This window comes from uncultured Schumannella sp., from assembly GCF_905479755.1.
GTDB lineage: Bacteria > Actinomycetota > Actinomycetes > Actinomycetales > Microbacteriaceae > DCRR01.
The window spans coordinates 1-26,640 of the sequence record NZ_CAJQNT010000048.1; the positions used below are offsets into that span (position 1 = coordinate 1).

Here is a 26,640-nt window from a genome sequence, read left to right on the forward strand (position 1 = left end):
CGCCGAGACGCGCCTCGCGGGCGCGGCGCTCGCGCTGCGCACCGCGAACTACAAGATCTTGAGCCGTGACTCCTCGCAGGCGGCCGTCCCGGTGCTGCCGCAGGGGCCCGTCGAGGTGATTCTGCCGCAGCAGATCGATACCTGGCCGCGCACCGTGTTCGCCGTCGTCAAAGACGAGAACGCGACCGTCGCCCCGGTTGCCGTGATGCTCATTCAGGACACCCCGCGCGACAACTACAAAGCGCATTACGTGATCTCGCTCGGGCCCAGCACAACCCTGCCCGACATGGCGGCCACCGCGATCGGGGCGCCGCGGGTCGGCACCGACGTCGCCCTCGGCGTTCTGCAGCCGAGCGAACTCGCGGCGGCCTACGGCGACATCCTGCTGAACGGCGATGAGAGCGAATACGCCCCGTTCTTCGACGCAGAGACCGACACGCTGCGCGAGCAGATCGGCGCCGAGTACAAGGACGGCGTCAAGACCTCGCTGCCCGCCACCGCGAAGGTGTCGTTCAGCAACGTGCCCGGCGACGAGGAGCCGATCGCGTTCGGCACGAACGACGCCGGGCTCCTGGTTGCCGTCGAGCTCATCGAGATCGAGAAGGTGACCCCGGTCGAAGCGGGAGCGGCGATCAACCCGCGCGACCGGGTGAAGGCTCTGCTCGGTCTCTCGCAGACGACGAAGGGCGTCGAGGCACGGTACGGCGTGCAGTTGCTGTTCTATGTGCCCCCGGTGGCCGAGGAGGGCGCGCTCATTCAGCTCCTGGGCTACTCCCAAGGCTTGATCAGCGCGACCGAAGTCGATTAGGCGCGGCGAGGGCCTGAGCCTCGTGGCAAAGTAGAGACGTGACTTCTGTACCTCCCGGACCCAGCCTCCGCGGCGCCGTTGATCTGTCGTCGCTCGTGCAGCGCGCGGCGTCCAGCCCCCCCGCGGCGCCCGGTGACTCCGCGTCACCCGCGGCGCCCGCGAACGGGGCGGCAACGCCCGGATCGCCGCTCGTCGTGCCCGCGAACGACGCCAACTTCCAGCGCGTGCTCGAGCTCTCCTCCACCGTGCCGGTCGTCGTCGAATTCGTCGCCCCGGGGCTCGAGCCCGCGCTCGGCGCGATCATCGAGTCGTACGGCGGGCGACTGGTCCTCGCCGTCGTCGATGGGCAGGCGAATCCGCAGCTGGCCCAGGCCTTCCAGATTCGTGAGGTGCCGGCCGTGGCCGCCGTCGTCGGCGGGCGCCCGGTCAACCTCTTCCTCGGAATGCCGCCGGAGGCGGAGGTGCGCCAGGTGCTCGACGAACTGTTGCAGCTCGCGGCCCAGAACGGCGTGACCGGCCAGGTGCCGGGGGCGGGCGCAGATCAGGAGGGCGGCGCCGCCGCGGGCGAGGCCGCCGCGCCCGAGGAGCCGCCGCTGCCTCCGCTGCACCAGGAGGCATTCGACGCGATCTCCGAGGGCGACTTCGCCGCCGCCGTCGCCGCCTACGAGAAGGCGTTGACGCAGAACCCCCGCGACGCCGACGCGATCGCCGGCCGCGCGCAGGCGGCGCTCCTGCTTCGGCTGAAGGGAGCCGACGCGGAGACGATCCGCTCCGCGGCTGGCCACGCGCCGAAGAGCGTCGCGGCCCAGCTCGCGGTCGCCGATCTCGACGTCAGCGGCGGCCACCTGGAGGATGCGTTCGCGCGCCTGCTCGAGCTCTTCCCCGAACTCGATGCCGAGGGCAAGGCCGCGGTGCGAACCCGACTGCTCGAGTACTTCGAGATCGCGGGGGCGGATGACGAACGCGTCGCCGTCGCGCGCCGACACCTGACCGGGTTGCTCTACTAGCGCGCCGCGGCGCGCGGGCGCGCTGCCGTTCGCGCGGCGGGTCCCTAGCCGCCCGCGGGCGCGAACCTGAGCCAGACCGCGGCGAGCGGCGGAATCGTCAGTTCGACGGATGCCGGTCGGCCGTGCCACGGCGTCAGATCGGCCTCGATGCCGCCGAAGTTCCCGACCCCGGAGCCTCCGAATTCGAGCGCGTCGGTGTTGAGCACCTCGTCCCAGCGACCCGCCGCCGGGAGACCCACGCGGTAGGGGCCGACCGGATTGCCGCCGAAGTTCACCAGGCACGCCATCGTGTCACCCGCCGTGCCACGGCGCAGGAAGGCGACGATGTTGTGCTCGGGGTCGTTGGCGATCCACTCGAAACCGGCCGCATCGTTGTCGACCGACCACAGGGCCGCGTTCTCGCGGTAGACGCGATTGAGTTGACCGACGAGGCGGGAGAGGCCCTGGTGCGCGGGCTGGTCGAGAATCCACCAGTCGAGCCCGCGCTGCTCGCTCCACTCCGAGGGCTGCCCGAATTCGCTGCCCATGAACAGCAGCTGCTTGCCGGGGTGAGCCCACATGAACGCGAGGTAGGCGCGCACGTTGGCGAGCTTCTGCCACTGGTCGCCGGGCATCTTCGAGAGCAGGGATCCCTTGCCGTGCACGACCTCGTCGTGGCTGATCGGCAGCAGGAAGTTCTCGCTGAAGGCGTAGAGAAAACTGAAGGTGATGTCGTTGTGGTGGTGAGAGCGCCACATCGGATCCTCGTGCATGTACTGCAGCGAGTCGTGCATCCACCCCATGTTCCATTTCAGGCCGAACCCCAGCCCGCCGCCGTCGGTCGGCTTCGTCACACCCGGCCACGAGGTCGACTCCTCGGCGATCATCACGATGCCGGGATTGCGGCGGTACGCGGTCGCGTTGACCTCTTGCAGGAACGAGATGGCTTCGAGGTTCTCCCGCCCGCCGTGGATGTTGGGCACCCACTGACCGGGCTCGCGCGAGTAGTCGAGGTAGAGCATCGAGGCGACGGCGTCGACGCGCAGCCCGTCGATGTGGAACTCTTCGAGCCAGTACAGCGCGTTCGCCACCAGGAAGTTGCGCACCTGCGAGTGCCCGAAATCGAACACCAGCGTTCCCCAGTCGGGCTGCTCGCCACGGCGCGGGTCCGAGTGCTCGTAGAGGGGCTCGCCGTCGAATTTCGCGAGTGCCCACTCGTCTTTCGGGAAGTGCGCCGGCACCCAGTCGACGATGACGCCGATCGAGGCCTGGTGCAGCCGGTCGACGAGATAGCGGAAGTCATCGGGATGCCCGAAGCGGCTGGTCGGCGCGTAGTAGCCGGTGACCTGGTAGCCCCACGATCCGCCGAAGGGGTGTTCGGCGACGGGCATGAACTCGACGTGCGTGAACCCCAATTCGTGCACGTACTCGATCAGCTGGTCGGCGAGTTCGCGATAGCCGAGCCCGGGGCGCCAGGAGCCGAGGTGCAGCTCGTAGACGCTCATGGCGGAGTTGTGGGCATCGTGGGCGGCGCGCTGCGCGAGCCAGGTGCCGTCGCGCCACTCGTAGTGGCTGCGCCCGACGACCGAGGCGGTTGCCGGCGGGCGTTCCGTGTAGCGCGCCATCGGGTCGGCGCGCTTGACCCACGCGCCCGCTGCCGTCAGCAGCTCGAACTTGTAGGTGGTGCCCGGCTCGAGTGCCGGAACGAACAGCTCCCAGACCCCGTTGTCGTCGAGCCGACGCAGGGCGTACTGCTCGCCGTTCCAGTTGTTGAAGTCGCCCACGATGCGGACGGCGCGCGCGTGCGGCGCCCACACCGAGAAGCTCGTGCCGGCGACGCCCTCGTGCTCTCTGACGTGCGCCCCGAGCCAATGCCAGAGCTGTTCGTGGCGGCCTTCGCCCCAGAGGTAGAGATCGATCTCGCCGACGCTGGGTACGAAGCGATAGGGGTCATCCGCGGTCCAGTCGGGGCCGTCGCGGTAGGTGGTCTCGAGAACGTAGGCCTGCCCGGCGCCGGGGGCGAAGCCCTGCCAGAGCCCGGACGCGGTGTGCGCGAGTGGGATGCGCGAGCCATCCGTCCGAAGGGCGGTCACGGTCTCCGCGAGCGGTCGTACCGCGCGGATGACGAAGCCCGCGCCCTCGGCATGCTGGCCGAGCCAGTCGTGCGGCCGCGGATGCCGACCGGTGACGAGTTCGGCGATGAGGGTGTCGTCGAGCGGGGGGAGCGTCTCCATTACGGCACCTTCGAGTAGTCGATCGCGAGAATGTGCACCGGCTGGGTGAAGGCATCGAGGCGCACGTAGTTGTCGGCGCCCCACTCCCAGCGGTCGCCGGAGATCAGGTCGCGCACCTCGAACCGCGCGTCGGGGGCGAGGCCGAGTTCGCGCAAGTCGAGGTGCACGGTCGTCTCGCGCACCGAGTGCGGGTCGACGTTCGCGACGATGATGAGCCCGTCGGGCTTCTTCTCGCCGGTGAACTCCGCCGCAAGGTGCTTCGTGTAGACCAGCACCGCCTCGTCGTCGCTCCAGTGGATCCGGAGGTTGCGCAACTGGCGAAGCGCCGGATGTGCGGCGCGGATCTCATTGAGGCGCGTCAGATACGGGGCGAGCGTCTTGCCGGTCGAGGCCGCACGCGCCCAATCGCGCGCTTTGTACTCGTACTTCTCGTTGTCGATGTTCTCTTCGCTGCCCGGGCGGGCGACGTCTTCGAAGAGCTCGTAGCCGGAGTACACGCCCCAGGTCGGCGCCCCGGTGGCGGCGATCGCGGCACGCACCTGATAGGCGGCCGGCCCACCGAACTGCAGATACTCGGTGAGGATGTCGGGCGTGTTGACGAAGAGATTGGGGCGTAGGTAGTCGGCGCTCCGCCCGGCGAGCTGTGAGAGGAACTCCTCCAGTTCGGCCTTCGTGTTGCGCCAGGTGAAGTAGGTGTACGACTGGTGGAACCCGGCACCCGCGAGCGAGTGCAGTATCGCCGGTCGCGTGAACGCCTCGGCGAGGAACACGACCTCCGGATGCTCCCGGGCCACCTCGCCGAGCAACCACTCCCAGAAGTCGAGCGGCTTGGTGTGCGGATTGTCGACGCGGAAGATCTTGATGCCGCGTGAGATCCACAACTCGACCAGGCGGAGCACTTCGGCGCGAATGCCCTCGGGGTCGTTGTCGAAGTTGATCGGGTAGATGTCCTGGTACTTCTTCGGCGGGTTCTCGGCGTAGGCGATCGAGCCGTCGGGCCGGGTGGTGAACCAGTCCGGGTGCTCGGTCACCCAGGGGTGATCCGGGGAGCACTGCAGAGCGAGGTCGAGCGCGATCTCGAGCCCGAGCTTCGCGGCCGCGGCGACGAAGGCCGCGAAGTCTTTCTCGGTGCCGAGGTCGGGATGGATGGCATCGTGGCCGCCCAGGGTGCCGTCGGCGAGCGGCCCGCCGATCGCCCAAGGGCTTCCCGGATCGTTCGGGCCGGCGCTCGTCGAGTTATTGGGGCCCTTGCGGTGTGAAACCCCGATGGGGTGAATCGGGGGCAGATAGACGACATCGAAGCCCATGGCGGCGACGGCGGGCAGCCGAGCGGCCGCGGTACGGAACGTGCCGCTCGTCCACGATCCGTCGGTGCGGCGCTTGGCACCCTCCGAGCGCGGGAAGAACTCGTACCAGGATCCGACGGCGGCGCGGGCGCGCTCGACGCGCAGCGACCTCTGTTCGGAGATGCTGGACAGCCAGGCGATCGGCCGCGTGCGAATGAGTCGGGTGAGCCGCGCGTCGCGGGCGGCCGCGAGGCGCTCCTCCGGTGCTCGTGTCGAGTCCAGCAGCGCCGTGCGCGCCTCGACGCAGGCCTTCGCGGTGCGGCCGGCGAGCAACTCGGCCCCCATGGCGAAGACCAGTTCGAGGTCTTGCCCGGCGGCGACCTTGATCTCGGCGTTGTGAAGCCAGGTGGCCCAGTCGTCGGTCCATGCCTTCACCCGCCAGAGCCAAGTGCCTTCGGCATCGAGTCGCACCTCGGCGCGCCAACGGTCGGTTCCGGGGGCGACGCTGCGCATCCGGTGTGTGTGCTGGCGCCCCTCGGGGTCGACGAGCACCAGTTCGACACCGAGTTCGCCGTGGCCTTCGCGGAAGGCGGTCGCCTCGAAGGGCACGACTTCGCCGCGGAACGATTTCGCGGGCCAACGGTCTTCGGGCTGCGCGGGCGTGAGGTGCCGAATCGGGATGCGCCCGATGCGAGCGCGAGGGTGCCCGGGGGACGGGGGTGAAGCCGCAATTGCCACGTTTCCCACCGTAGTGCCGGAGCTTCAGAAACGCGCTCGTCGCGGCCCGACATCGACGCGCGTCGCGAGGAAACCAAACCTGTCTATCCCTCGTCAAATCCTCGTGTACCCCGATGCCGCGGCTCCGTTTCTCGGAAAATCCCTGATCAGGGGCTCCTGGAACGAACTGTCGCCCCCCGCGCACGGGTCCCCCACAGTGGGGGCTGGATGGGGGACAGATCTCAGATGTGAGCGGGTCTAGCGTTCTGAGCGGGGGAACACCTCGAGCGTTGTTCGGTTTCGCTGGACGGCGCACTAACCGAAAACCGAAACGTCTCGAGCACCGGGCGGCACCGCGACCCTAGCGCGGTGTCGCCCGGCTTCCGGGACACGAGTCCTCGCTCGTGCACCGGACGACCTGAGTCGGATCACACCCGAAAGGAACCCGAAATGAACAGCTTCGTCAAGGGCGGTATCGCCGCCGCGGCGGGACTCGCGCTCCTCCTCGGAGGCGCCGGCTCGCTGGCCTACTGGAGTGACACCGAGTCGCTGAACGGCGGCACGGTCAACTCCGGAACACTCACCCTCGATTCCAACGCCGATGGCGCCTGGGACGAGACGATCACCAACATCGTCCCCGGAGACGTCATCACCTACACGGAGACCTTCGACATCGAGGCGGTCGGCGACAACCTCGAAGCGGAGCTCACCACCAACATCGGTCTGCTGACCGTGGGCATCGCCGGTGTCGACGTGGACGAGACCTTCACGCTGCTCGACTCCGACTCCAACCCGGTTTCCGCGGTCGGGGGCGTGTACGAGCTGACCCCGGACACCTACACGCTGACGGTCGAGATCGTCGTGACCTTCCCGTGGGCCGAGACCGGGGGCATGGATGCGTCTCTCGACCTCGCCGACATCGAGATCTCGCTCACTCAGGTCTGATCAGGCAGCACAGCACCGACGCGGTGGGGAGCCGGCTCCCCGGCTCCCCACCGCCTCACTCGTCCTCCCAGGGGGTGACCTCGATGTACACGCCTCGACCCTTCGTCTGCGCGGTTCCCGGACAGGAACCCTCGCGCCGGGCGGCGATGCGCCTGCTCTGGGTCGCCACCGTCATCGTCGCGGTCGTCACCCTCGGCTGGGTGGGCCGCGCCGAAGGCACGACCGCTGCCTGGACGGATGCGGCGCCCGTCTCATCCGGCGTCATCACATCGGGAAGTGCGGAACTCTCGATCACCGGCTCGCTCGACTCGGCCGCCTGGAGCAATCTGCTCGTCGGCGAATCGGTTCGCCAATCCCTTTCCGTCACCAACACCGGCACCGTCGACCTGACACTCGATGCGAGTGCGACGCCCGCGGCGGGCCTCGAGGTGCGTGTGGCGAGCGGCGCGTGCGCCGCCGCGATCGGCGGCGCGACCGCCCAATCCGCTCCGACACCGCTCGGATCACTCGCCGCCGGGGCGACCACGCCCGTCTGCGTGCAGGTCACCATTCCCGCGGCCGCGACGGCCGGATCCACGACGAACTTCACGCTCACGGTCCGGGGGGTTCAGTCATGAACGCCACGGGGCTGCGGGCGCGCGCCGCGATCGTCGCGCTCGCCGTTGCCGCGCTGCTGTGCGGCGGAGCAACCGGGGCCGCCGCGGTCTGGACCGTGCAGGCGCAGTCAACGTCGTCGGCCTCGACGGCGAGCCTCGGTCTCGCCCAGACCTGGCTCTCGGGGTCGAGCCTCGACCACACCTATTCGCTCACCGCGACCGCCGCGGCCGGCGCTGTCACGCTGACGAACACCGGTTCGCGAGCCGGCACGGCGTCGGTGACCGTGGCCGCGAGCTCGGGCCCCGCCGCACTCCGCTCCGCGGTCGCAGTCGAGGTGGGGATCGCCGCGACCTGCTCGGCAACCGCGAGCTTCACCTCGTCGACCACCGGAACGCTCGACAGCGGCGTCACCTTCTCGACGTCGCTCGCCGCGGGCGCGAGCGTCACCGTCTGCGCGCGTACGTCGATGACGTCGGTCGGCATCGTCGCGAACGCCAGCAGCACGGTGTCGGCCAGCGTCGCCGCCGCGCTCCAGATGGGAACCTGGACGGCGAGCGCGCCGTCGACCGCGTTCAGCCAGACGGTGCTGCTGTCGCCCGCGACGGTGGATCCGACGGGCTGGTATTGGCTGTGGACCGCGCTGGATGCCACGCGGTGCATCGAAGCCCTCAATCCGGCGCAGCCGTCGATGCAGTCGTGCGCCGACCTGGGGCCGGCGACGGAGGCGACGGAGCTCTGGCAGTTCGCGACCACCACGGCGGGCGCGTTCAACGTCGTGAGCAAATCGGACCCGTCCACGGCGTGGGCGTTCTCGACCGCCAAAGCGGGCCAGGCTCTCAAACTCGACGACAAGACCCGCAAGATCGCGGAGTTCTCGTTCATTGCGCTCGCCGACGGCTACGTGCAGCTCGCGCTGGACGACGCTCCGGGCCTGTGCATTCAGGTGACGACGACGTCACCCGTCGCGGGGTCTCTCCTGCACCTCGCGACGTGCGACTCGAGTGTCACCGCCCAGAAGTTCGGGTTGCAGCGCCACGTCGAGGTCATCAGCGCCGTGCGGTCGGCGGGCCCGAGCGACTCGTCGAAGTCGGCCGCGGTGCCGACCTCCGAACCGACGCCCGAGCCCACGCCGGCCCCTCAGCCGACGGCGGAGCCGACCGCACAGCCGACGGCAGAGCCGACGGTGGTCGATACCGCCTCGAGTTTCGCGTGCGTCGCGACGTCCGCGAACGGCGTCAGCTTCTCCTGGACGAACCCGGCCGCCGCGCCGAGCAGTGTCAGCTATCGCGTGTTCATCGACGGCACCACCACCCCGCTCTTCCGCGGCGGCACGCTCGCGGAACCCGCCGTGCATCTCGCCGCGGCCGAGCTTGCGCCGAGCCTCGCCGACGGCTCGCACACCGTCGAGGTGCAGCACTCGATCGATGACGGACCGTGGGCGACCACGGGCATCGGGGCGCTTCGATCCGAGGCGGCGACGCCGCGTCTGGTCTGCGGGTGACCGCGATGTGGCGCCTCTCCTCGATGTCTCGTCCGAGCGGTGCTCGCGGGTCCGCGGCGAGCTCGCTCGCGGCCGCGTTCGCCCTCGCTCTGCTGACGCCGTCGGCGGCGGTCGCCGCGCCGACGTCCGATGCGCTCGAAATCAGTGTCGACGGCGTCGAGTTCGCCGCCTCGTTCGCGGGTTCGCTGTTCGTCGAGGCCCCGACGCTCGTTCCGCACGAGGGCGCCGACGTCACGTTCAGCGTGCGCAACGCGGCCGAGTCGGGCGGCGTGCTCTCCCTTGAGCTTCGCCATGCGACGTGGACGGATCTCGAGTTCGCCCGCGCGCTGCGCGTGCAGGCGACCGCCGGATCGGTGGCGGGGGGCTCGCCGCGCCTCAGCTCCGGGGCGAGCTGTGTTGCCCTCGTCACCGGGGTTCCGTTGCGCGCGGGAGCGACTCTGCCGATTCGTGTCGAGCTTCGGCTCGGTGATCTGGAGGGCCTCGCCGGGCAGGAGGCGAGTGCCCAATTCGACCTGGCTGTGACCCTCACCGGTGATGCGCGGGCTGAGCCTGCGTGCGCCGGAACCCCGGACCTGGTGATCCCGGTCGTGCCGAGCGACGCGGGCGGTGAGCCGTCGACCACCGCCGGGGCCACGGACACGATCGAGGCGTCGAGCGGCGGTCGCGCCGTGCCGGAGGGCCGACTTCAGCCCTGGGACACGGTCGGCCTGAACACGATCACCGACTGGTTCGCGCAGTTCGTCGTCATGGCGGGGGGAACCCTCGCCGGGGTGCTGCTGTGGATTGTCATTCGGCGGCGCCGCCGCCGCGAGAGCGAGGAGACCCCGTCATGACCACTGTTGTTGAACGGCCGACCGCGCCCGACGCTCCCGCGGGGCGCGCACCGGGTCCGCGCCGCGTCGCATCGCCGCGTCGGGATCGCCGCATCCCGCTCGGCGAGCGGAGCCTCGGTTCGCTCATTCTGCTGGGACTGAGCGCCGGACTGTTCGCGCTCATCATGACGATCGGCGTCGTCGCGGTCGGGGTCCCGGCCGTGACCGGGTCGACGCCGATGACGATCCTGACCGGCTCGATGGCGCCGAGCTACCCGGCGGGCACGCTCGTGATCGTGCGCCCGACCCCCGTGGAGGAGATTCGTCTCGGTGATGCCCTGACCTATCAACTTCGCTCGGGTGAGCCCGAACTGGTGACGCACCGCGTGGTGGCCATCGGCAGTGCCAATGGGGAGAAACGGTTCACGACTCAGGGTGACGCCAATGCGATCGCCGACCCTCACCCGGTTCGCGAGGTGCAGATTCGCGGCACCGTCTGGTACAGCATCCCGTACCTGGGCTGGGTCAACACGCTCGTCAACGGCGAGCAGCGCGACATCGTTGTCACGGTGATCGCGCTGACGCTGTTCGGCTACGCCGGCTATTCCATCGCCAGGGGGGCGGCCGCGACCGCCCGTCGTCGACGCGCGCGAGGGGCGGATTCTGTGTCGGCGATGGGCGGTCGAGCTGGGCGAAACTGAGGCGTAACCGGGCCGACACGCAGCTCACCTAGAGTGACGACGTGAAGGCTATTCGTCGCTTTACCGTGCGCACCGTCGTTCCGGAGTCCCTGTCGGCGCTGGACGAGTTGGCGGCGAACCTGCGCTGGTCGTGGGACCGCCCCACGCAGGCCCTGTTCCGCGACATCGCGCCGGAGCTTTGGGAGAGTTCCGGCAAGGATCCGGTCGCCTTGCTCGGCGAGGTCGGCCGCGATCGGCTCGACGAGCTCGCCGCCGATCCCGCCTTCGTCGACCGCGCGACCCGGCTGCGCGACGAGCTGCGCTCCTACTTGACCGCGCCGCGCTGGTACCAGTCGCTCGGCGACGAGGTGCCCGCCTCGATCGCCTACTTCTCGCCCGAGTTCGGGATCGCGGCGGCGCTCCCGCAGTATTCGGGCGGCCTCGGCATTCTCGCGGGCGACCACCTCAAGTCGGCGTCCGATCTGGGTGTGCCGATCCTCGGGGTCGGCCTCTTCTACCGCGCCGGATACTTCCGCCAGTCGATCTCGCGCGACGGCTGGCAGCAGGAGTCCTATCCGGTCTCGGATCCCGACGGCCTGCCGATGTCGCTGCTGCGCCAGCCGGACGGGACGGCGGCCACCGTCACCCTCGCGTTGCCGGAGGGGCGCATCCTGAACGCGCGGATCTGGCGCCTGGCCGTCGGCCGCGTGACCCTGCTGTTGCTGGACACCGACACCCCCGAGAACGAACCCGAGCTGCGCGGCGTCACCGATCGGCTCTACGGCGGCGGTGGCGAGCACCGGCTGCTGCAGGAACTCCTGCTCGGCATCGGCGGCGTGCGGGCGATCACCCGCTGGGTGGAGATCACCGGCGCCGCCATGCCGGAGGTGTTCCACATGAATGAGGGGCACGCCGGGTTCCAGGGGCTGGAGCGCATCAGCGATCTCATCGGCGAGGGCCTCGGGTTCGACGCGGCCCTGGAGGCGGCCCGCGCAGGGACGGTGTTCACGACCCACACCCCGGTTCCGGCGGGAATCGACCGCTTCGACGCCGCTCTCGTGGTCCGCTACCTCTCGAACGAGCTGCTGCCGGGAGTCGACCCGGTCGCGGTGCTCGCGCTCGGGGCCGAAAGCTACGACGGCGGCACCCCCGGCACCTTCAACATGGCCGTGATGGGGCTCCGGCTCGCGCAGCGCGCGAACGGCGTCTCGCAGCTTCACGGCGCCGTCAGCCGGGGGATGTTCGGGGCGCTCTGGCCCGACTTCGATGCGGCCGACGTTCCGATCGGCTCGATCACGAACGGCGTGCACGCGCCGACCTGGACGGATCCGGCGGTGCGCGCGCTCGCCGAATCGCGACTGGGCACGGTCGACACGACCGCGTGCGACTGGACTGCGGACGCGGTCAGCGACGCCGACCTCTGGGAACTGCGCGGCCGGTTGCGCGCGCAGCTGGTGGCGGACGCCCGCCGCCGCGTCGGCGCCGAGTGGGCCGAGCTGCACCCCGGTGCCGACGGCCCGAGTTGGCACGACGCGCTACTGCGGCCCGATGTGCTGACGATCGGGTTCGCGCGGCGCGTGCCGACGTACAAGCGGCTGACGCTGATGCTGCACGATCCGGATCGGCTCCGTGCTCTGCTCACGCATCCGGAGCGTCCGATTCAGCTCGTGATCGCCGGCAAGTCGCACCCGGCCGACGACGAGGGCAAGCGGCTGATTCAACAACTGGTCGAGTTCTCGCAGGATCCGGCGGTGCGCGAGCGCATCGTGTTCTTGCCGAACTACGACATCGGGATGGCGCAGCTGCTGTATCCGGGCTGCGACGTCTGGTTGAACAACCCGCTTCGGCCGCTCGAGGCGTGTGGCACCTCGGGAATGAAGGCGGCACTCAACGGTGCGCTCAACCTCTCGATCCTCGACGGCTGGTGGAACGAGTTCTACGACGGAGACAACGGCTGGGCGATCCCCTCGGCCGACAGCGCGGGGGATGCGGCGGAGCGCGATGCCCTGGAGGCGAGCGCGCTCTACGACCTGCTCGAGCACCAGATCGCACCGCGCTTCTACGACCGCGCCGCCGACGGCGTTCCGGCCACCTGGGTCGCCCGCATCCGGCACACCCTCGCGACGCTGTCGCCGGCGCTGTCGGCGGATCGCATGGTGCGCGACTACGTCGAGTCCTACTACCTCCCGGCGGCGCACGCCGAGCGTGCGGTCGGGGCGGATGGCTTCGCCCCAGCCGCGGATTTGGCCGCGTGGAAGCGGCGGGTGCGCGCTGCGTGGTCCGGCGTCGCGGTCGTGCACGTGCAGTCGGGCGGGGTCGAGTCGAACCCGCACGTGGGCGAGACCCTGCAGGTGCGAGCGACCGTGGCCCTCGGCGAGCTGAACGTCGACGATGTGAAGGTCGAACTGGTCTCGGGCCGGGCGCACGACGGCGACGTCTTGACGGAGACCTCGCTCCGGACGCTCACGCTGGAGTCCGCCGTGCCGGGCGCGCCGTCGATCTGGACGGGTCAGGTCGCGCTCGAGCGGGCCGGCAGCTTCGGCTACACGGTTCGCGTCGTTCCGCGCCACCCGCTGCTGGCCACGCCCGCCGAGCTCGGGGTGGTGGCGGTCGCCTAGGTCGCTGAGGTGCTGCCGAGCCTTGTATCGTGGCCCTCGGGGGAGTGCTCCGCGGAGACGGGGCGGGCATCGCGAGCACGAACGGCGCGGATTTTGCCCAGTGAATGGAGATATTGTTCTAGGCTGGCGCACACCAGTCCCGGATGTCCCGCTGCGGCGACATCCACGTGATCCTCGAGGGGTGGACGCAGTGCCAAGCGCGCGAAACACACCCGCATCACCCGGTTCCACACACGCGGCCGATGCGAAGCGGGAGCACGCCCTGCGCCGCGGCACGAATCTCCCGGCGATGGGGGACTTCAACCAATCGGTCATCCTCGACTCCATTCGGCGCGCGCGGACGGGGCTCAGCCGCGTCGAACTGGCTGCGGCCACCGGACTCTCGGCCCAGACCATCTCGAACATCTGCCGCCGGTTGCTGCAGCGCGGCCTGATCGAGGAGGCCGGCAAAGAGATCAGCGGACCGGGAAAGCCGCGCACGATGCTGCGTCTGAATCCGACCGGCCGGTTCACTCTCGGGGTGCATCTCGACCCGACCGTGACGACCTACGTCATGCTCGACCTCACGGGGGCGATCGTCGCGCGGTCACGGCGCCCCACCCCGACCTCGAGCGATCCCGGCGTCGTCATCGCCAGCCTGGTGTCCGAGTTGGATGCGCTCATCGCGATCTCCGGCGTCAGTCGCGAGCGCATCGCCGGCATCGGCGTCGCGGCGCCGGGTCCGATCGACACCGTGAACGGCATCGTCGTCAACCCGCCCCACTTGGCGGGCTGGCGCGATGTTCCGCTGCGCGAGGCGCTCGCGGAGGGCACCGGATTGCCCGTGATCCTCGACAAGGACGTCACGGCCGCGGCGATCGCCGAGATGTGGGTGGGTGGTCCGAGCGGGACGGGCAGTTTCATCTTCTTCTACATGGGGACCGGAATCGGCGCCGGTCTCGTCGTCGACGACGACGTGATCCGCGGCAGCTCCGACAACGCGGGCGAGATCGGCCACATCGTCACCGACCCGGACGGGCCGGAGTGCTTCTGCGGACTGCGCGGTTGCGTGCTCGTGGCCTGCATGCCGCAGGCACTCGTGCGTGAGGCCGAGGAGGCCGGGATCTTCCCGGCGGACCCTCGAGGGCTTGCCCACGACACCGTGGACGCGCGGTTCACCGAACTGTGCGAGGCCTCGGCCGCGGGGGATGCGGTCGCCCGCGGAATTCTGGACCGGTCTGCGGTGCGGATGACGACGGCGATCGCGGTGATCGCTAACATCCTCGACGTGGATCATGTCGTGTTCGGCGGCCCGTTCTGGGAGCGGCTGGCGGAGCACTACATGCGCAGCGTCCCCGCGCTGCTGGGCGAGCGCCTGGCGGCGCGAAGCGTGCACGGTGTCGCCGTGATGGGCACCGGGATCGGCGAAGACGTCGCCGCCGTCGGGGCGGCATGCCTCGTGTTGAACCAAGGTTTGGCGCCGAACCCTCGGGCGCTGATGCTGGCGTGACAGGCATGAGATCTCGCGAGGCGGAGCAAAGGAACACCATGCGAACAACAACTCGGCTGGGCGTTGCGACGCTCGCGCTCGGATCTCTTCTCGGGGTCGCCGGCTGCACGTCGGACGTCGACGACGGCACCGCGGTGCTGAAGGTGACCTACATCAAGACGGATGCCTTCACGGCGCTCGACACCCTCTTCACGAACGTGAAGACCGAGTTCGAGGCGACCCACGACGGCGTCACCGTCGAACTCCTCCCCGTCGCGGGAACCGACGATGACTACGCCACGAAGCTCGCGCTGTCGCACCGCTCGGCCGAGACCGCCCCCGACGTCTTCTACGAGGACACGATGGCGCTGCGCGCCGACGTCGAGGCCGGGTTCTTGTTGAACCTCGACTCCTACGTCGCCGACTGGGACGACTGGGCGCAGTTCGACGACGCCGCCAAGGCGGCCGGCGCGGGCGACGACGGCAGCATCTACGCCGTCTCGCTCGGAACCGACACGCGCGCGATCTGGTACCGCACCTCCGTGTTCGAGGCCGCGGGCATCGAGGTGCCGTGGGAGCCGCGATCGTGGCAAGACATCCTCGACGCCGCCGCGGCGATCTCGGCCTCGCAGCCCGGCGTCGTGCCGTTCAACCTCTACGCGGGGACGGCGACCGGCGAGGGATCCAACATGCAGGGCTTCTACCAGCTGCTTTACGGCACCGAGCTCGGCGCCGATGCCCTCTACGACTCCGCCACCTCGAAGTGGGTGACCGGATCGGCCGGATTCATCGAGTCGCTCGAGTTCATCGACACGCTGTACCGCGAGGGCTATGCACTGAGCGTCGCCGAGGCGCTCGACGGCAACATCTGGCAGCAGGTCTTCGGGACGATGTTCCCCGAGGGAACGCTCGGGGCGACCGTCGAGGGCTCCTACACGCCGTCGTTCTGGATCGACGGCGGCTCGTTCGAGTGGCCCGAGTACGCCAAGGAGATGGCCACCGTCGCCTTCCCGACGCAGCACGGTCAAGCGCCCGGCGGGGTCAGCATGTCGGGCGGCTGGACGCTCGCGGTGGGCGCCCAGTCGGCGCATCCCGAGCTCGCGTTCGAGTTCCTCACGATGGCGTTGAACTTCGAGAACTCCTTGGCCTACGTCAACGAGAACTCCCAGATCGCGGTGCGCGCCGACGTGGCGGCCGATCCGAGCTACACGGCGGCCAACCCCTTCGTCGGGGCGGTGACCGAGCTCGTCTCGGTGACGAACTTCCGTCCGGCCACCGCGGAGTACAACCAGATCTCGGTCGAGGTCCAGAAGGCGACGGAGGCCGTCATCACGGGGTCCCTGACGCCCCGCGAGGCGGCGGCCGCCTACGATGCCGCCGTGGAGGCGATCGTGGGACCCGACCGCGTCATCACCCAGGGCTAGCAGCCGAGCCCATCCGGGTCCGCCGAGTGACCGCCCGCGGGCGATCAGGAAGAGTCGCATCGTGACCGTGTCAGCGAGGGCCAAGGCAGTGCGGACCCTTCCGCTGGTGCCGGCCGTCATCCTGATGGCGGTGTTCCTGCTCGGCCCGATCATCTGGTCGCTCGTCGGTTCGCTCACGAATGCGGCGCTCACCGGTCGGGCCGCGGCCGACCCCCAGTGGGTCGGGCTCGCCAACTACGCCGCACTCCTCGCCGACCCGGTGTTTCCGAAGTCCGTGGGGCTCACCGTCGTCTTCACCCTGGTCTCGGCGGTGCTCGCCCAGACCTTCCTCGGCCTGGGGCTCGCGGTGGCGATGACGCGCGCGAGCGCCGGGCTCGGTGCCGTCGTCGCCACCGTCGTCGTGGCCGCCTGGATTCTTCCGGAGCTGGTGGCGGCGTTCGTCGCCTACGCGTTCTTCAGCCAGGACGGGACGCTCAACCAGCTGCTCGGGGTGCTCGGACTCGAGGGGCCGAACTGGCTGTTCAGCTTTCCGATGATCGCCGTCATCTTCGCCAACATCTGGCGGGGGACCGCGTTCTCGATGATGATCTACCAGGCGGCCCTCAACGAGGTGCCGCAGGAGATCACCGAGGCGGCGATGCTCGACGGCGCCAACGGTGCCAAGCGCCTGGTCTACGTGACGCTTCCGATGATCCGGCAGACCATCACCACCACCCTGATGCTGATCACGCTTCAGACGCTGTCCGTCTTCACGCTCATCTGGGTGATGACCGCTGGCGGGCCCGGAAACGACAGCGCGACGCTGCCCATCTACGCCTTCACGGAGGCGTTCCGCTTCGGCAACATCGGGTACGGCACGGCGATCGCGACCGTCATGCTCGCGGTCGGTGCCGTGTTCTCGGTCGTGTACATCCGTGCGCTGCGCGTCCCGCGGGAGCGTGCCGCATGAGCGCCCGCGTGACGCCCGGACTCCCGGTGGCGCCGGTGCGCGCGCGACGCTCGGTCGCGTCGCCCTCGAAGCGCACCGTGGCCGCCTTCGCGAACGCCTCGCTGGTCCTGGTTGCACTGTGTTTCGCTCTCCCGCTCGCGTGGCTCGTCTTCGCGGCGTTCGACGCCGACAGCACGTATCAGACGCGCCTGCCCACCGAACTCACCCTCGACAACTTCACGGCGGTCCTGACGCCCGAACTCACGTTCGTGCCGATGTGGAACAGCCTCGTGATCTCGGTGTCGACCGCCGTGCTGACGGTCGTGCTCGCGCTGCTCGCGGCGTATCCGCTGTCGCGCTACCAGGCGCGATTCAACCGGCCGTTCATGTACATCGTGCTGTTCGGCACGTGTCTTCCGATCACCGCGATCATGGTGCCGGTCTACGCGCTCTTCGTCGCCCTCCACCTGCTCGATTCGATCCCCGGCACGGTCGCCTTCCTTGCCGCATCCTCTCTTCCGGTCGCGATCTATCTGGCCAAGAACTTCATGGATGCGGTTCCCCTCGAACTCGAGGAGGCGGCCTGGATGGACGGCGCCTCGGCCATGCGGGCCCTGCGCACGATCGTCGCTCCGCTGATGCGCCCGGGCATCGCGGTGATCTCGATCTACGTGTTCTTCGCGGCCTGGGGCAACTTTTTCGTTCCCTTCATCCTGTTGCTCTCGCCGAGCAGACAACCCGCGGCGATCAGCATCTACAGTTTCTTCGGCCAGTACGGCACCGTCGCCTACGGTCAGCTCGCGGCGTTCTCGTTGATCTACGCGGTCCCCGTCATCACGCTCTACGTGCTCGTCGCGCGCGGGATCGGCGGATCTTTTGCCCTCGCGGGTGCGGTGAAGGGCTGAAAGGAGCTTCCATGCATGACAACCGGAGCCTTGTCGAGGCGCGAATCGATCGCTTCACGCGGGAGCGGCTCGCCCCCGCGGTCTACCGGGAGCGGGCGGCGCTCGAGGTCTCCGCGTGGGAGGTGCCCGGCGAGCCGGTGCCGTTCGCCGACGCGCGGGAGCAGGAGTTCCGGCCCTTCGCGGTGGGCGCGTCGTGGGGTAGGCCCTGGAGCACCGTGTGGTTCCGCGTCACGGGCCGGGTGCCCGCCGAGTGGACGGCCGAGGGCACGCGCGCCGAGGTGGTCGTCGACCTCGGCTACGACCAGACCACCCCCGGTTTTCAGGCCGAGGGGATGGCGTACCGCCCCGACGGCTCGATCATCAAGGCGATCGAGCCGCTCAACAGTTACCTGCCGGCGGGGGCGGCGGGAGAGCCGGTCGACCTCTTTCTCGAGGCGGCCGCGAACCCCAACGTCGCGGGCGACTTCACCTTCGCCCCGACACCGCTGGGCGACGTGGCGACGGCCGGCCCGGAGCACGCCTACGTGCTGCGGACGCTCGAGCTCGGACTGCTGGATCGTGAGGTCTGGGAGCTGATCCAAGACGTCTGGACGCTCCGGGGTCTCGTGGGCGAGCTGCCCGCCGAGCTTCCACGGCGCGCCGAGATCGTGCATGCCCTCGACCGCATGATCGACACGGTCGATCCCCACGACGTCGCCGGAACGGCTGCGGCGGGCCGCGCGGTCCTGGCCCGGGTGCTGTCGCGCCCCGCCTCCGCGAGCGCGCACCGGCTCGCCGCGGTGGGGCACTCGCACCTCGACTCGGCATGGCTGTGGCCGGTGCGCGAAACGGTGCGGAAGGCCGCGCGCACCTTCTCGAACGCGCTCGCGCTGATGGAGGAGGATCCGGACTACACGTTCGTCGCCTCCAGTGCGCAGCAGTACGCCTGGGTGCAGCGGTACTACCCGGAGCTCTTCGAACGTGTGAAGCGGCAGGTGGCGGCGGGCCGATTCGTTCCGGTGGGCGGCATGTGGGTCGAGTCCGACACGAATATGCCCGGCGGTGAGGCGATGGCGCGCCAGTTCGTCGCGGGCAAGAAGTACTTCATGGAAGAGCTCGGCGTCGAGCCGCGCGAAGTCTGGCTGCCGGACTCCTTCGGTTACTCCGCCGCCCTGCCGCAGATCGTCGCGGCGGCGGGGTCCAGATGGTTCCTGACCCAGAAGATCTCGTGGAACGAGACCAACCGGATGCCTCACCACTCCTTCTGGTGGGAGGGCATCGACGGCACGCGGGTCTTCACGCACTTCCCCCCGGTCGACACCTACAACTCCGACGTCTCCGCTCGGGAGCTCGCGAAGGCGGAGCGTCAGTACGCCGAGAAGGGCGTCGGCACGATGTCCTTGCTGCCCTACGGCTGGGGCGACGGCGGCGGGGGACCGACGCGCGAGATGCTCGCCCAGATCGCCCGGACGGCAGACCTGGAGGGCTCGCCGCGGGTGAGCATCTCGACGCCGCGCGAGTTCTTCTCCGCCGCGGAGGCGGAGTACACGGAGGCGCCCGTCTGGTCGGGCGAGCTCTACCTGGAGTTCCACCGCGGCACCTACACCTCGCAGGCGCGCACCAAGCGCGGCAATCGACGCAGCGAACACCTGCTGCGTGAAGCGGAGTTGTGGGCGACCGCGGCCGCGCTCGCCGGTCTCGACTACCCCTACGACGAGCTCGAGACCGCCTGGCACACGGTGTTGCTGCAGCAGTTCCACGACATCCTGCCGGGGACCTCGATCGCCTGGGTGCACGAGGAGGCGGAGCGCGGCTACGCGGAGGTGTCGCGTGCGCTGGAGGAGATCATCGCCCGGTCGCTCACCGCGCTCGCCGGTTCCGGCGATCTCGAGCTGACCTTCAACGCGGGGCCGTTCGCCCGCGACGGGGTTCCCGCTCACGGGGCCGGCGCGGCACGCTCCGGTGCGCGCGTCTCCGCGCTGCCGGAGGCGGACGGATTCGTGCTGGAGAACGCCCGCGTGCGCGTCCGGGTGGATTCGCGGGGCCTGGTCACCTCGATGCTCGACCGCCGCGCCGAGCGCGAGGTGATTCCGGAGGGGGCGGCGGCGAACCTGCTACAGCTCTTCCGGGATACCCCCAACCAGTGGGATGCCTGGGACATCGATGAGAGCTACCGCCGCCTCGGCGAGGATCTCACCGCCGCGGACTCGGTCGAGGTCACGGCGGACGGCGGCGGCATCCGCGTCTCGCGGTCGTTCGGTCGCTCGAGCGTTGTTCAGGAGCTGCGGCTTCTCGGCGATTCGCCGACGCTCGACATCGACACCGTCGTGGAGTGGCACGAGACGCAGAAGCTGCTCAAGCTCGCCTTCCCGTTGGACGTGCATGCCGATCGGGCTGCGTCGGAGATCCAGTTCGGTCACGTCCATCGACCGACCCACAGCAACACCTCGTGGGACGCGGCGCGGTTCGAGACCTCGGCGCATCGGTGGGTTCACGTCGGCGAGCCGGGCTACGGCGTCGCGATCGCGAACGACGCCAGCTACGGTCACGACATCCGGCGCATCCGGCAGCCAAACGGCACCACCGCCACGGTGGCACGGGTCTCACTGCTGCGGGCGCCGCTGTTCCCGGATCCGGGAGCCGATCAGGGCCGGCACGAGTTCCGGGTGGCGGTGACGGTCGGGGCGGAGATCGCCGGCGCGGTCGAGGAGGGCTACCGCCTCAACCTGCCGCTGCGCGTCGTCACCGGGGCCGCACCCGTGGCCCCGCTCGTGTCGCTGAGTACGCCGGCGATCGTCGTCGAAGCGGTTAAGCTCGCGGAGGATCGTTCGGGCGACGTGATCGTGCGCCTCTACGAAGCGCACGGCGGCACGGCTCGCGGCGACCTGCGGACCGGATTCGCCTGGGGCGAGGTCACCGAAACCGATCTGCTCGAGCGGAGCGTGGACGCCCGGGCGGTCACCGGCTCGGCCGACGGCGCGGTGGCGCTGACGCTGCGGCCGTTCCAGCTCGTCACGCTGCGCTTCCACGCGGTGTCGGCCTAGCGACGCGCGCCAGGCGCGGACCGCTCAGCGGGCGATGTCGGCGATGACGGCGTGGGTGATCCGCTGCAGGTCGGCGGGCGCGAGTTCGATGTCGAAGCCGCGCCGGCCGCCGCTGACGAAGATCGTGTCGAACAGTTCGACGGTCTCGTCGAGCACGGTCGGCAGGGCGGTCTTCTGCCCGATCGGGCTGATTCCGCCGACCAGATAGCCGGTCTTCCGCTCTGCGAGCGCGGGGTCGGCCATCACGGCCTTCTTGCCGCCGAGCGCGGCGGCGAGTGCCTTCAGGTCGAGCTTGCCGCTCACCGGCACCACGGCGACGGCGAGGCGGCCGTCGACCTCGGCGAGCAGGGTCTTGAAGACGAGGTCGGTGTCGAGGCCGAGCTGCTCCGCGGCCTCCGCGCCGAAGTTCCGCGAGGCGGGGTCGTGCGTGTACGGATGCTCGCGGAAGGCGATGCCGGCGGCGCGCAGCGCGACGGTGGCGGGGGTGCTCACGCGCGGCGCCTAACTCGCCCCGGTGAGCGCCGGGAGCAGCGCCGTCAGGCCGACGATGAGCCAGATGAGCATCCAGCCGAAGAAGCTCAGCCCGCCGATCACCGCGCCCGCGATGGCGAGGCCGCGACCGGTCCGGGCTGAGCCGGCGGCGGCGAGGCGGCGTGCGCGCGGCAGGGCGAACAGCGACACGACGGCCCCGGCGAGGCTCACCAGGCCGAAGACACTCACGACGACGCCGAGAAGTGCCATCACGAAGCCCACCGTCGCGAGGGTGTTGGGATTCGCCGTGCCGATCGGGCTCCCGCCCCCGCTCGTCGAACGGCCGCCCCACGGCGTCGCGCGCGGCCCGGTAAAGCGCGAGCCGCCGCCGGCTCCGGAGGCGCCGGAACGCGCGTACGGGTCGGGGCGTGGCGAACGGCTCGGCGCGGGAATCACGGTCGGGGTGAGATGCGGCGGCTCGCTCGGGCGGCGGGTGGCGCTCCAGCTGTGCCCGTCCCACCAGCGGTCCTGGCCTGAGCTCTCCGGGTCCGGATACCAGCCCGCGCGGGCGGGTCCGGGGCCATCAGTCATGCGTCGAGCGTACCGAGCCCGCCGCCGTCGCGCCGTCAGCGGACGCCGTCAGCGGGCGAGTCTCAGCCGTGCGCGCGGAACAGCTTCATCGAGGTCGGACCGACCTCGAGTTCCTGACCCGGGGCGAACTCCTCGGCGCGTTCGGCGACATCGTCGTGCACGGAATCCCACAACAGCGTGTAACCGCTCACCCCGGCATGCTCGGGAAGGGTGACGGTCACGTCCGTCTCGAGGCCGTGCACCACCAGCAGGATGCGGTTGAAGGACTCGTGCTCGGGCGTCGACGCCGCGAGGTACTGCAGGGTTCGCTCGGCGGGGGAATCCCAGTCCGCTTCGCTCATCGCGAGGCCCTGCTTGTTGTACCAGTCCATCTGCGACGCGCCCGGCGTCGTCTCGCCCCAGCGACCGAAGCGCACCGGACGCAGTGCCGGGTTCTCGCGTCGCAGGCGCGTGAGCTCGCGGACGACGGCGTGCAGCTCGTGCTGCCAGGGCTCACGGTCCCACGCCATCCAGGTGAGCTCGCTGTCGTGGCAGTAGGCGTTGTTGTTGCCGCGTTGGGTGCGCCCGAACTCGTCGCCCGCCGTCAGCATCGGCACACCGGCGCTCAGCAGCAGCGTGCCGAGCAGGTTGCGGATCGCCCGACGGCGCGTGCGCGCGATCTCGGGGTCGGTCGTTCGGCCCTCGACGCCGTGGTTGAACGACTTGTTGTCGTTCGAGCCGTCGCGATTGTCTTCGCCGTTGCCGAGATTGTGCTTGTCGTTGTAGGCGACCAGATCCGCGGCGGTGAACCCGTCGTGCGCGGTGATGAAGTTGACGCTCGCGAGCGGGCCGCGTTCGATCGAGAACACGTGGTTCGAGCCCGCCAGCCGGCGCGCGAGCGAACCGATTCCTTCGCTCGGCAGGCCGTCGGTGTGGCGTGCCGCCGCGATGTCGCGCAGCCAGAAGTTGCGCATCCGGTCGCGGTAGCCGTCGTTCCACTCCGAGTAGCCCGCCGGGAAGTTGCCGACCTGCCAGCCGCCGAGCCCCACATCCCACGGCTCCGCGATCATCTTCACGTCGCGAAGCGCCGGGTCGCTGATGATGGCCGACAGCAGCGGGTGCTCGCGCTGGAACTCGACGTCGGCGTCGCGCCCGAGCGTCGCGGCGAGATCGAAGCGGAACCCGTCGACCTGCACCTCCTCGGCCCAGTAGCGCAGCGAATCCAGCACCAGGCCCTGCGCGACCGGGTTCGAGAAGTCGAGGGTGTTGCCGCAGCCGGTCACATCGATGTAGTGGCCGCGCTCGTCCTGCCGGTAATAGCTCGAGTTGTCGAGACCGCGAAAGCTCGAGGTCGGGCCGCCCGGCCCCTCCTCGGCGGTGTGGTTGTAGACGACGTCGAGGATGACCTCGATGCCCGCCTCGTGCAAGCGACGCACCATCCCCTTGAACTCGCGCAGCACCGCGCTCGCGCCCCCGGTCTGCGCCGCGCGCGAGGCGTAGCCGGCGTGCGGGGTGAAGAAGTTGAGGGTGTTGTAGCCCCAGTAGTTGACGAGCCCCATCTTCTGCAGGCGTTCCTCGCTCACCGACTGGTGAACGGGCAGCAGTTCGACGGCGGTGACGCCGAGATCCGTCAGGTACGCGATCGTGCTGTCGTGCGCGAGTCCCGCGTAGGTGCCGCGCAACTCTTCGGGAATCGCCGGATTGAGCTTGGTCAGGCCCTTCACGTGGGCCTCGTAGACGACGCTGTGATCCAGCGGGATCCGCGGCTTTCCGACGCCGCCCCAGTCGAAGTCCTCGTCGACGACGAACGAGCGCCACTCGCCCTGGGTGCTGCGGGCCAGGCCGCGTGCGTACGGGTCGATCAGATCGCGCCCCGCGTCGAACTGGTGACGCGGCCCGCGCGGCCCCGACGCGCGCACCGAGTAGGAGGTGCCGACCGTGAGGTCGGGGCTCGTCGCGCTCCACACGTTGTCGTCGCCGCGCGTCAGGGGAACTCTCGACGTCACCCAGTCGCGGTCGGTCGCGTCGAACAGAACCAGCTCCAGCGACTCCGCGTTCGCGCTCCAGACCCGAAGCTCGCCGCCGGCGTCCGTGCGTCGCACACCCAGGGGTGCGGCGGGCTCGTTCGGCGACATGCGTTCTAGGTTAGGACCCATGGGCATCTATCTTGACCACGCGGCAACCGCTCCCATGCCGCCGGCCGTGCGCGCCGCGTTTCTGGATGCGCTCGGCGAGGTCGGGAATCCGTCCTCGATCCACGCCGCGGGCCAGCGTGCGCGCGACGTGCTGGAGCACGGGCGCGAGCGGGTCGCGGCATCGATCGGTGCCGATGCGGTCGAGATCGTCTTCACCGGGGGCGGCACCGAGGCGGTGAATCTCGGCGTCAAGGGGCTGTACTGGGCGCGCGCACCGCGCACCCGCATCCTCACCACCCGAGCCGAACACCACGCCACCCTCGACAGCGTGCAGTGGCTCGAACAGCACGAGGGCGCGTCGATTGAGTGGATCCCCGTGGACGAGGTGGGACGCATCCGGCTCGACGCGCTGGAGGCGGCCCTCGCCCGCGATCCGGAGACGGTCGCGCTCGTCACCGCTCTGTGGGCGAACAACGAGGTGGGCACCCTCCAGCCGGGTGCCGAGATCGTCGCGCTCGCCGCCGCGCACGGCGTCCCCGTGCACCTCGACGCGATCGCGGCCTACGGCCAGGTGCCGATCGACGTGCGGGCCGTGCCCGCTGCCGCGCTCAGCGTCTCGGCGCACAAGATCGGCGGGCCGGTCGGCATCGGCGCGCTCTATGTCGCCCGGGCGACCGTGCTCGAACCTCTGCAGCACGGGGGCAATCAGCAGCGGGCTCGCTCCGGAACTCAGGATGCGGCGGGGGCGGCCGCGTTCGGGCTCGCCGCCGACGGCGCCACGACCGACCTGCCCTCGCGCGCCGCGGCGCTCGCGGCGCGGCGCGACCGGCTCGTGGCGGGGATTCTCGACTCGGTGCCGGGGGCCCGCCTGCGCGGAGACCCGGATCCGGCCGGTCGGTTGCCGGGCAACGCCCACCTCACGTTCGAGGGCTGCGAGGGCGACTCGTTGCTGTTCCTGCTCGACCTCGAAGGAATTCAGGTCTCGACCGGTTCGGCCTGCCAGGCGGGCGTGCCCGAGCCCTCGCACGTCGTGCTCGCCTTGGGGCTCGACGAGGCGACCGCGCGCGGTTCGCTGCGCTTCTCGCTCGGCGACGAGACGACGGATGCCGACATCGACCGCGTGCTGGCGGTGCTTCCCCGGGTGGTCGCCACGGCGCGCGAGGCGGGGCTCGCGGGGCGGGCGCCGCGCCTGGGCGGGCCTGTGCGCGAGTAGCGACGCGTGCTCGGCGACCGCGCCGCGAGGGGTCCCGCATTGCGGGCCGCGCGCGGTCCAACGCTGCGGCCTGCGGGCCGCGCGCCGGTCCGATCCCGGCGCATCCCCGGTTCTTCCCTCGCACCTCCCGTACCCTGGAGGGCATGAAGGTACTTGCGGCGATGAGCGGAGGCGTGGACAGCGCCGTGGCGGCCGCGCGCGCCGTCGACGCGGGGCACGAGGTCGTCGGCGTGCATCTGGCGCTCAGTCGTCAGCGCGGCACCCTGCGCACCGGCTCCCGCGGCTGCTGCACCGTCGAGGATGCGCTCGACGCGCGTCGCGCTGCCAACCTGCTGGGCATCCCGTTCTACGTCTGGGACTTTTCGGAGCGGTTTGCCGAGGACGTCGTCGACGATTTCATCGCCGAGTATCAGGCCGGTCGCACCCCGAACCCGTGCATGCGCTGCAACGAGCGGATCAAGTTCGCGGCGGTGCTCGAGAAGGCGCTCGCGCTCGGCTTCGACACGGTCGTCACCGGGCACTATGCCGACATCCGCGAGGGCGTCGACGGGCACCGTGAACTTCACCGCGCCGCCACCTGGGCCAAGGATCAGTCCTACGTGCTGGGCGTGCTGACGGCCGAGCAGCTGGCGCACTCCTGGTTCCCGCTGGGGGCGACCCCGTCGAAGGATGAGGTGCGCGCCGAGGCCGCCGAGCGCGGGCTGACCGTCGCGAGCAAGCCCGACAGCCACGACATCTGCTTCATTCCCGACGGCGACACCCGAGGCTGGCTCGCCGACAAGGTGGGCGCCGAAGACGGCGACATCCTCGACCGCGACGGCAACCGCCTCGGCACCCACGCGGGTGCTGCGGCGTTCACCGTCGGGCAGAGGAAGGGCCTCAACATCGGCTACCCGAGTCCCGACGGACGCCCGCGCTTCGTGCTGGAGGTGCGCCCGAAGACCAACGAGGTCGTCGTCGGTCCCAAGGAGGCGCTCGCGATCTCCGAGTTGGCCGGTGCGAAGCACACCTGGGCGGGGCAAGCCCCCGCGGATGCCGAGAGCTGGTTCGACTGCGAGGTGCAGGTGCGCGCCCATGGCGACCCGGTCGCGGCCGAGGCGCGCGTCGAGGTGCGCGGTCCGGCGGAGGCGTTGGCCGAAGCCGGTCACGCGTCCACCACCTCCGGCGGCGCCCGCGAACTCGTGGTGCGCGTGCGCGAACCGCTCGACGGCGTCGCGCCGGGCCAGACGGCGGTGCTCTACGTCGGCACGCGCGTGCTCGGCCAGTGCACGATCGACCGCACGGTCAGCGCGGTGGCGCCGACGCTCGTCGACGCCTGA

General features: G+C 70.2%; 19 protein-coding genes and 1 pseudogene. 15 read left to right on the plus strand and 5 right to left on the minus strand.

Annotated features, from left to right (window positions below; translation table 11 throughout):
* Window positions 1-808 (plus strand): annotated as a pseudogene (locus QZ258_RS11645) (hypothetical protein); the annotation flags it as partial.
* A gap of 38 nt (window positions 809-846) precedes the next feature.
* A complete protein-coding gene (locus QZ258_RS11650; protein ID WP_294181720.1) occupies window positions 847-1,815 on the plus strand; it encodes a tetratricopeptide repeat protein in 969 nt (322 codons plus the stop codon).
* Window positions 1,816-1,859: 44 nt separating this feature from the next.
* Here the strand turns inward: QZ258_RS11650 and glgB are convergent, their stop codons facing one another.
* Complete coding sequence (gene glgB / locus QZ258_RS11655) at window positions 1,860-4,028, minus strand: 1,4-alpha-glucan branching protein GlgB (RefSeq protein WP_294181722.1); 2,169 nt, start codon at window positions 4,026-4,028, stop codon at window positions 1,860-1,862.
* Window positions 4,028-5,989 carry a maltotransferase domain-containing protein gene (locus QZ258_RS11660; protein WP_294181795.1) on the minus strand — a complete coding sequence of 654 codons (1,962 nt, stop codon included), beginning with the start codon at window positions 5,987-5,989 and terminating at the stop codon, window positions 4,028-4,030. The genes glgB and QZ258_RS11660 overlap by 1 nt, the downstream gene beginning before the upstream one ends.
* Before the next feature lie 492 nt (window positions 5,990-6,481).
* Between QZ258_RS11660 and QZ258_RS11665 the strand changes: the two genes are divergently transcribed.
* The 11 genes from QZ258_RS11665 (at window position 6,482) to QZ258_RS11715 (ending at window position 20,932) form a co-directional block, all read left to right on the plus strand.
* Window positions 6,482-6,976: an alternate-type signal peptide domain-containing protein gene (locus QZ258_RS11665; protein ID WP_294181724.1), complete on the plus strand. Its 495-nt coding sequence runs from the start codon at window positions 6,482-6,484 to the stop codon at window positions 6,974-6,976.
* An 83-nt stretch (window positions 6,977-7,059) separates the two neighbouring features.
* A complete protein-coding gene (locus tag QZ258_RS11670; protein WP_294181726.1) occupies window positions 7,060-7,593 on the plus strand; it encodes a hypothetical protein in 534 nt (177 codons plus the stop codon).
* A complete protein-coding gene (locus QZ258_RS11675) occupies window positions 7,590-9,074 on the plus strand; it encodes a hypothetical protein (protein WP_294181729.1) in 1,485 nt (494 codons plus the stop codon). The genes QZ258_RS11670 and QZ258_RS11675 overlap by 4 nt, the downstream gene beginning before the upstream one ends.
* A gap of 23 nt (window positions 9,075-9,097) precedes the next feature.
* Entirely contained in the window at window positions 9,098-9,907 is an 810-nt protein-coding gene (locus QZ258_RS11680) for a hypothetical protein (RefSeq protein WP_294181731.1), read from the plus strand.
* Window positions 9,904-10,587: a signal peptidase I gene (locus QZ258_RS11685; RefSeq protein WP_294181732.1), complete on the plus strand. Its 684-nt coding sequence runs from the start codon at window positions 9,904-9,906 to the stop codon at window positions 10,585-10,587. The genes QZ258_RS11680 and QZ258_RS11685 overlap by 4 nt, the downstream gene beginning before the upstream one ends.
* Window positions 10,588-10,628: 41 nt before the next feature.
* Window positions 10,629-13,184 carry an alpha-glucan family phosphorylase gene (gene glgP / locus QZ258_RS11690; RefSeq protein ID WP_294181735.1) on the plus strand — a complete coding sequence of 852 codons (2,556 nt, stop codon included), beginning with the start codon at window positions 10,629-10,631 and terminating at the stop codon, window positions 13,182-13,184.
* 289 nt (window positions 13,185-13,473) lie between these two features.
* Window positions 13,474-14,673: an ROK family transcriptional regulator gene (locus QZ258_RS11695; protein WP_294181737.1), complete on the plus strand. Its 1,200-nt coding sequence runs from the start codon at window positions 13,474-13,476 to the stop codon at window positions 14,671-14,673.
* Between the two features lie 38 nt (window positions 14,674-14,711).
* A complete protein-coding gene (locus tag QZ258_RS11700; RefSeq protein ID WP_294181740.1) occupies window positions 14,712-16,076 on the plus strand; it encodes an extracellular solute-binding protein in 1,365 nt (454 codons plus the stop codon).
* 88 nt (window positions 16,077-16,164) lie between these two features.
* Window positions 16,165-17,025, plus strand: a complete 861-nt coding sequence (locus QZ258_RS11705) for a sugar ABC transporter permease (RefSeq protein WP_363182266.1) — start codon at window positions 16,165-16,167, stop codon at window positions 17,023-17,025.
* Entirely contained in the window at window positions 17,022-17,909 is an 888-nt protein-coding gene (locus QZ258_RS11710; protein ID WP_294181744.1) for a carbohydrate ABC transporter permease, read from the plus strand. The genes QZ258_RS11705 and QZ258_RS11710 overlap by 4 nt, the downstream gene beginning before the upstream one ends.
* Window positions 17,910-17,920: 11 nt before the next feature.
* Window positions 17,921-20,932: a glycoside hydrolase family 38 C-terminal domain-containing protein gene (locus QZ258_RS11715; protein ID WP_294181746.1), complete on the plus strand. Its 3,012-nt coding sequence runs from the start codon at window positions 17,921-17,923 to the stop codon at window positions 20,930-20,932.
* A gap of 24 nt (window positions 20,933-20,956) precedes the next feature.
* Here QZ258_RS11715 and ybaK read toward each other — a convergent pair whose 3' ends face one another.
* The 3 genes from ybaK to glgX form a co-directional block, all read right to left on the minus strand.
* The gene (ybaK, locus tag QZ258_RS11720; protein ID WP_294181748.1) at window positions 20,957-21,424 is read right to left on the minus strand and encodes a Cys-tRNA(Pro) deacylase; all 468 of its coding nucleotides are present in this window, start codon (window positions 21,422-21,424) and stop codon (window positions 20,957-20,959) included.
* Window positions 21,425-21,433: 9 nt separating this feature from the next.
* Window positions 21,434-21,994 (minus strand): DUF2510 domain-containing protein, encoded by a 561-nt coding sequence (locus QZ258_RS11725; RefSeq protein WP_294181750.1) that lies wholly within the window; start codon window positions 21,992-21,994, stop codon window positions 21,434-21,436.
* 62 nt (window positions 21,995-22,056) lie between these two features.
* The gene (glgX, locus tag QZ258_RS11730) at window positions 22,057-24,108 is read right to left on the minus strand and encodes a glycogen debranching protein GlgX (protein ID WP_294181752.1); all 2,052 of its coding nucleotides are present in this window, start codon (window positions 24,106-24,108) and stop codon (window positions 22,057-22,059) included.
* Between the two features lie 19 nt (window positions 24,109-24,127).
* On the opposite strand from glgX, the gene QZ258_RS11735 reads away from it, so the two are divergent.
* Together QZ258_RS11735 and mnmA are read left to right on the plus strand one after the other, a co-directional pair.
* Entirely contained in the window at window positions 24,128-25,321 is a 1,194-nt protein-coding gene (locus QZ258_RS11735; protein WP_294181754.1) for a cysteine desulfurase family protein, read from the plus strand.
* A gap of 143 nt (window positions 25,322-25,464) precedes the next feature.
* Entirely contained in the window at window positions 25,465-26,640 is a 1,176-nt protein-coding gene (gene mnmA, locus QZ258_RS11740; protein WP_294181756.1) for a tRNA 2-thiouridine(34) synthase MnmA, read from the plus strand.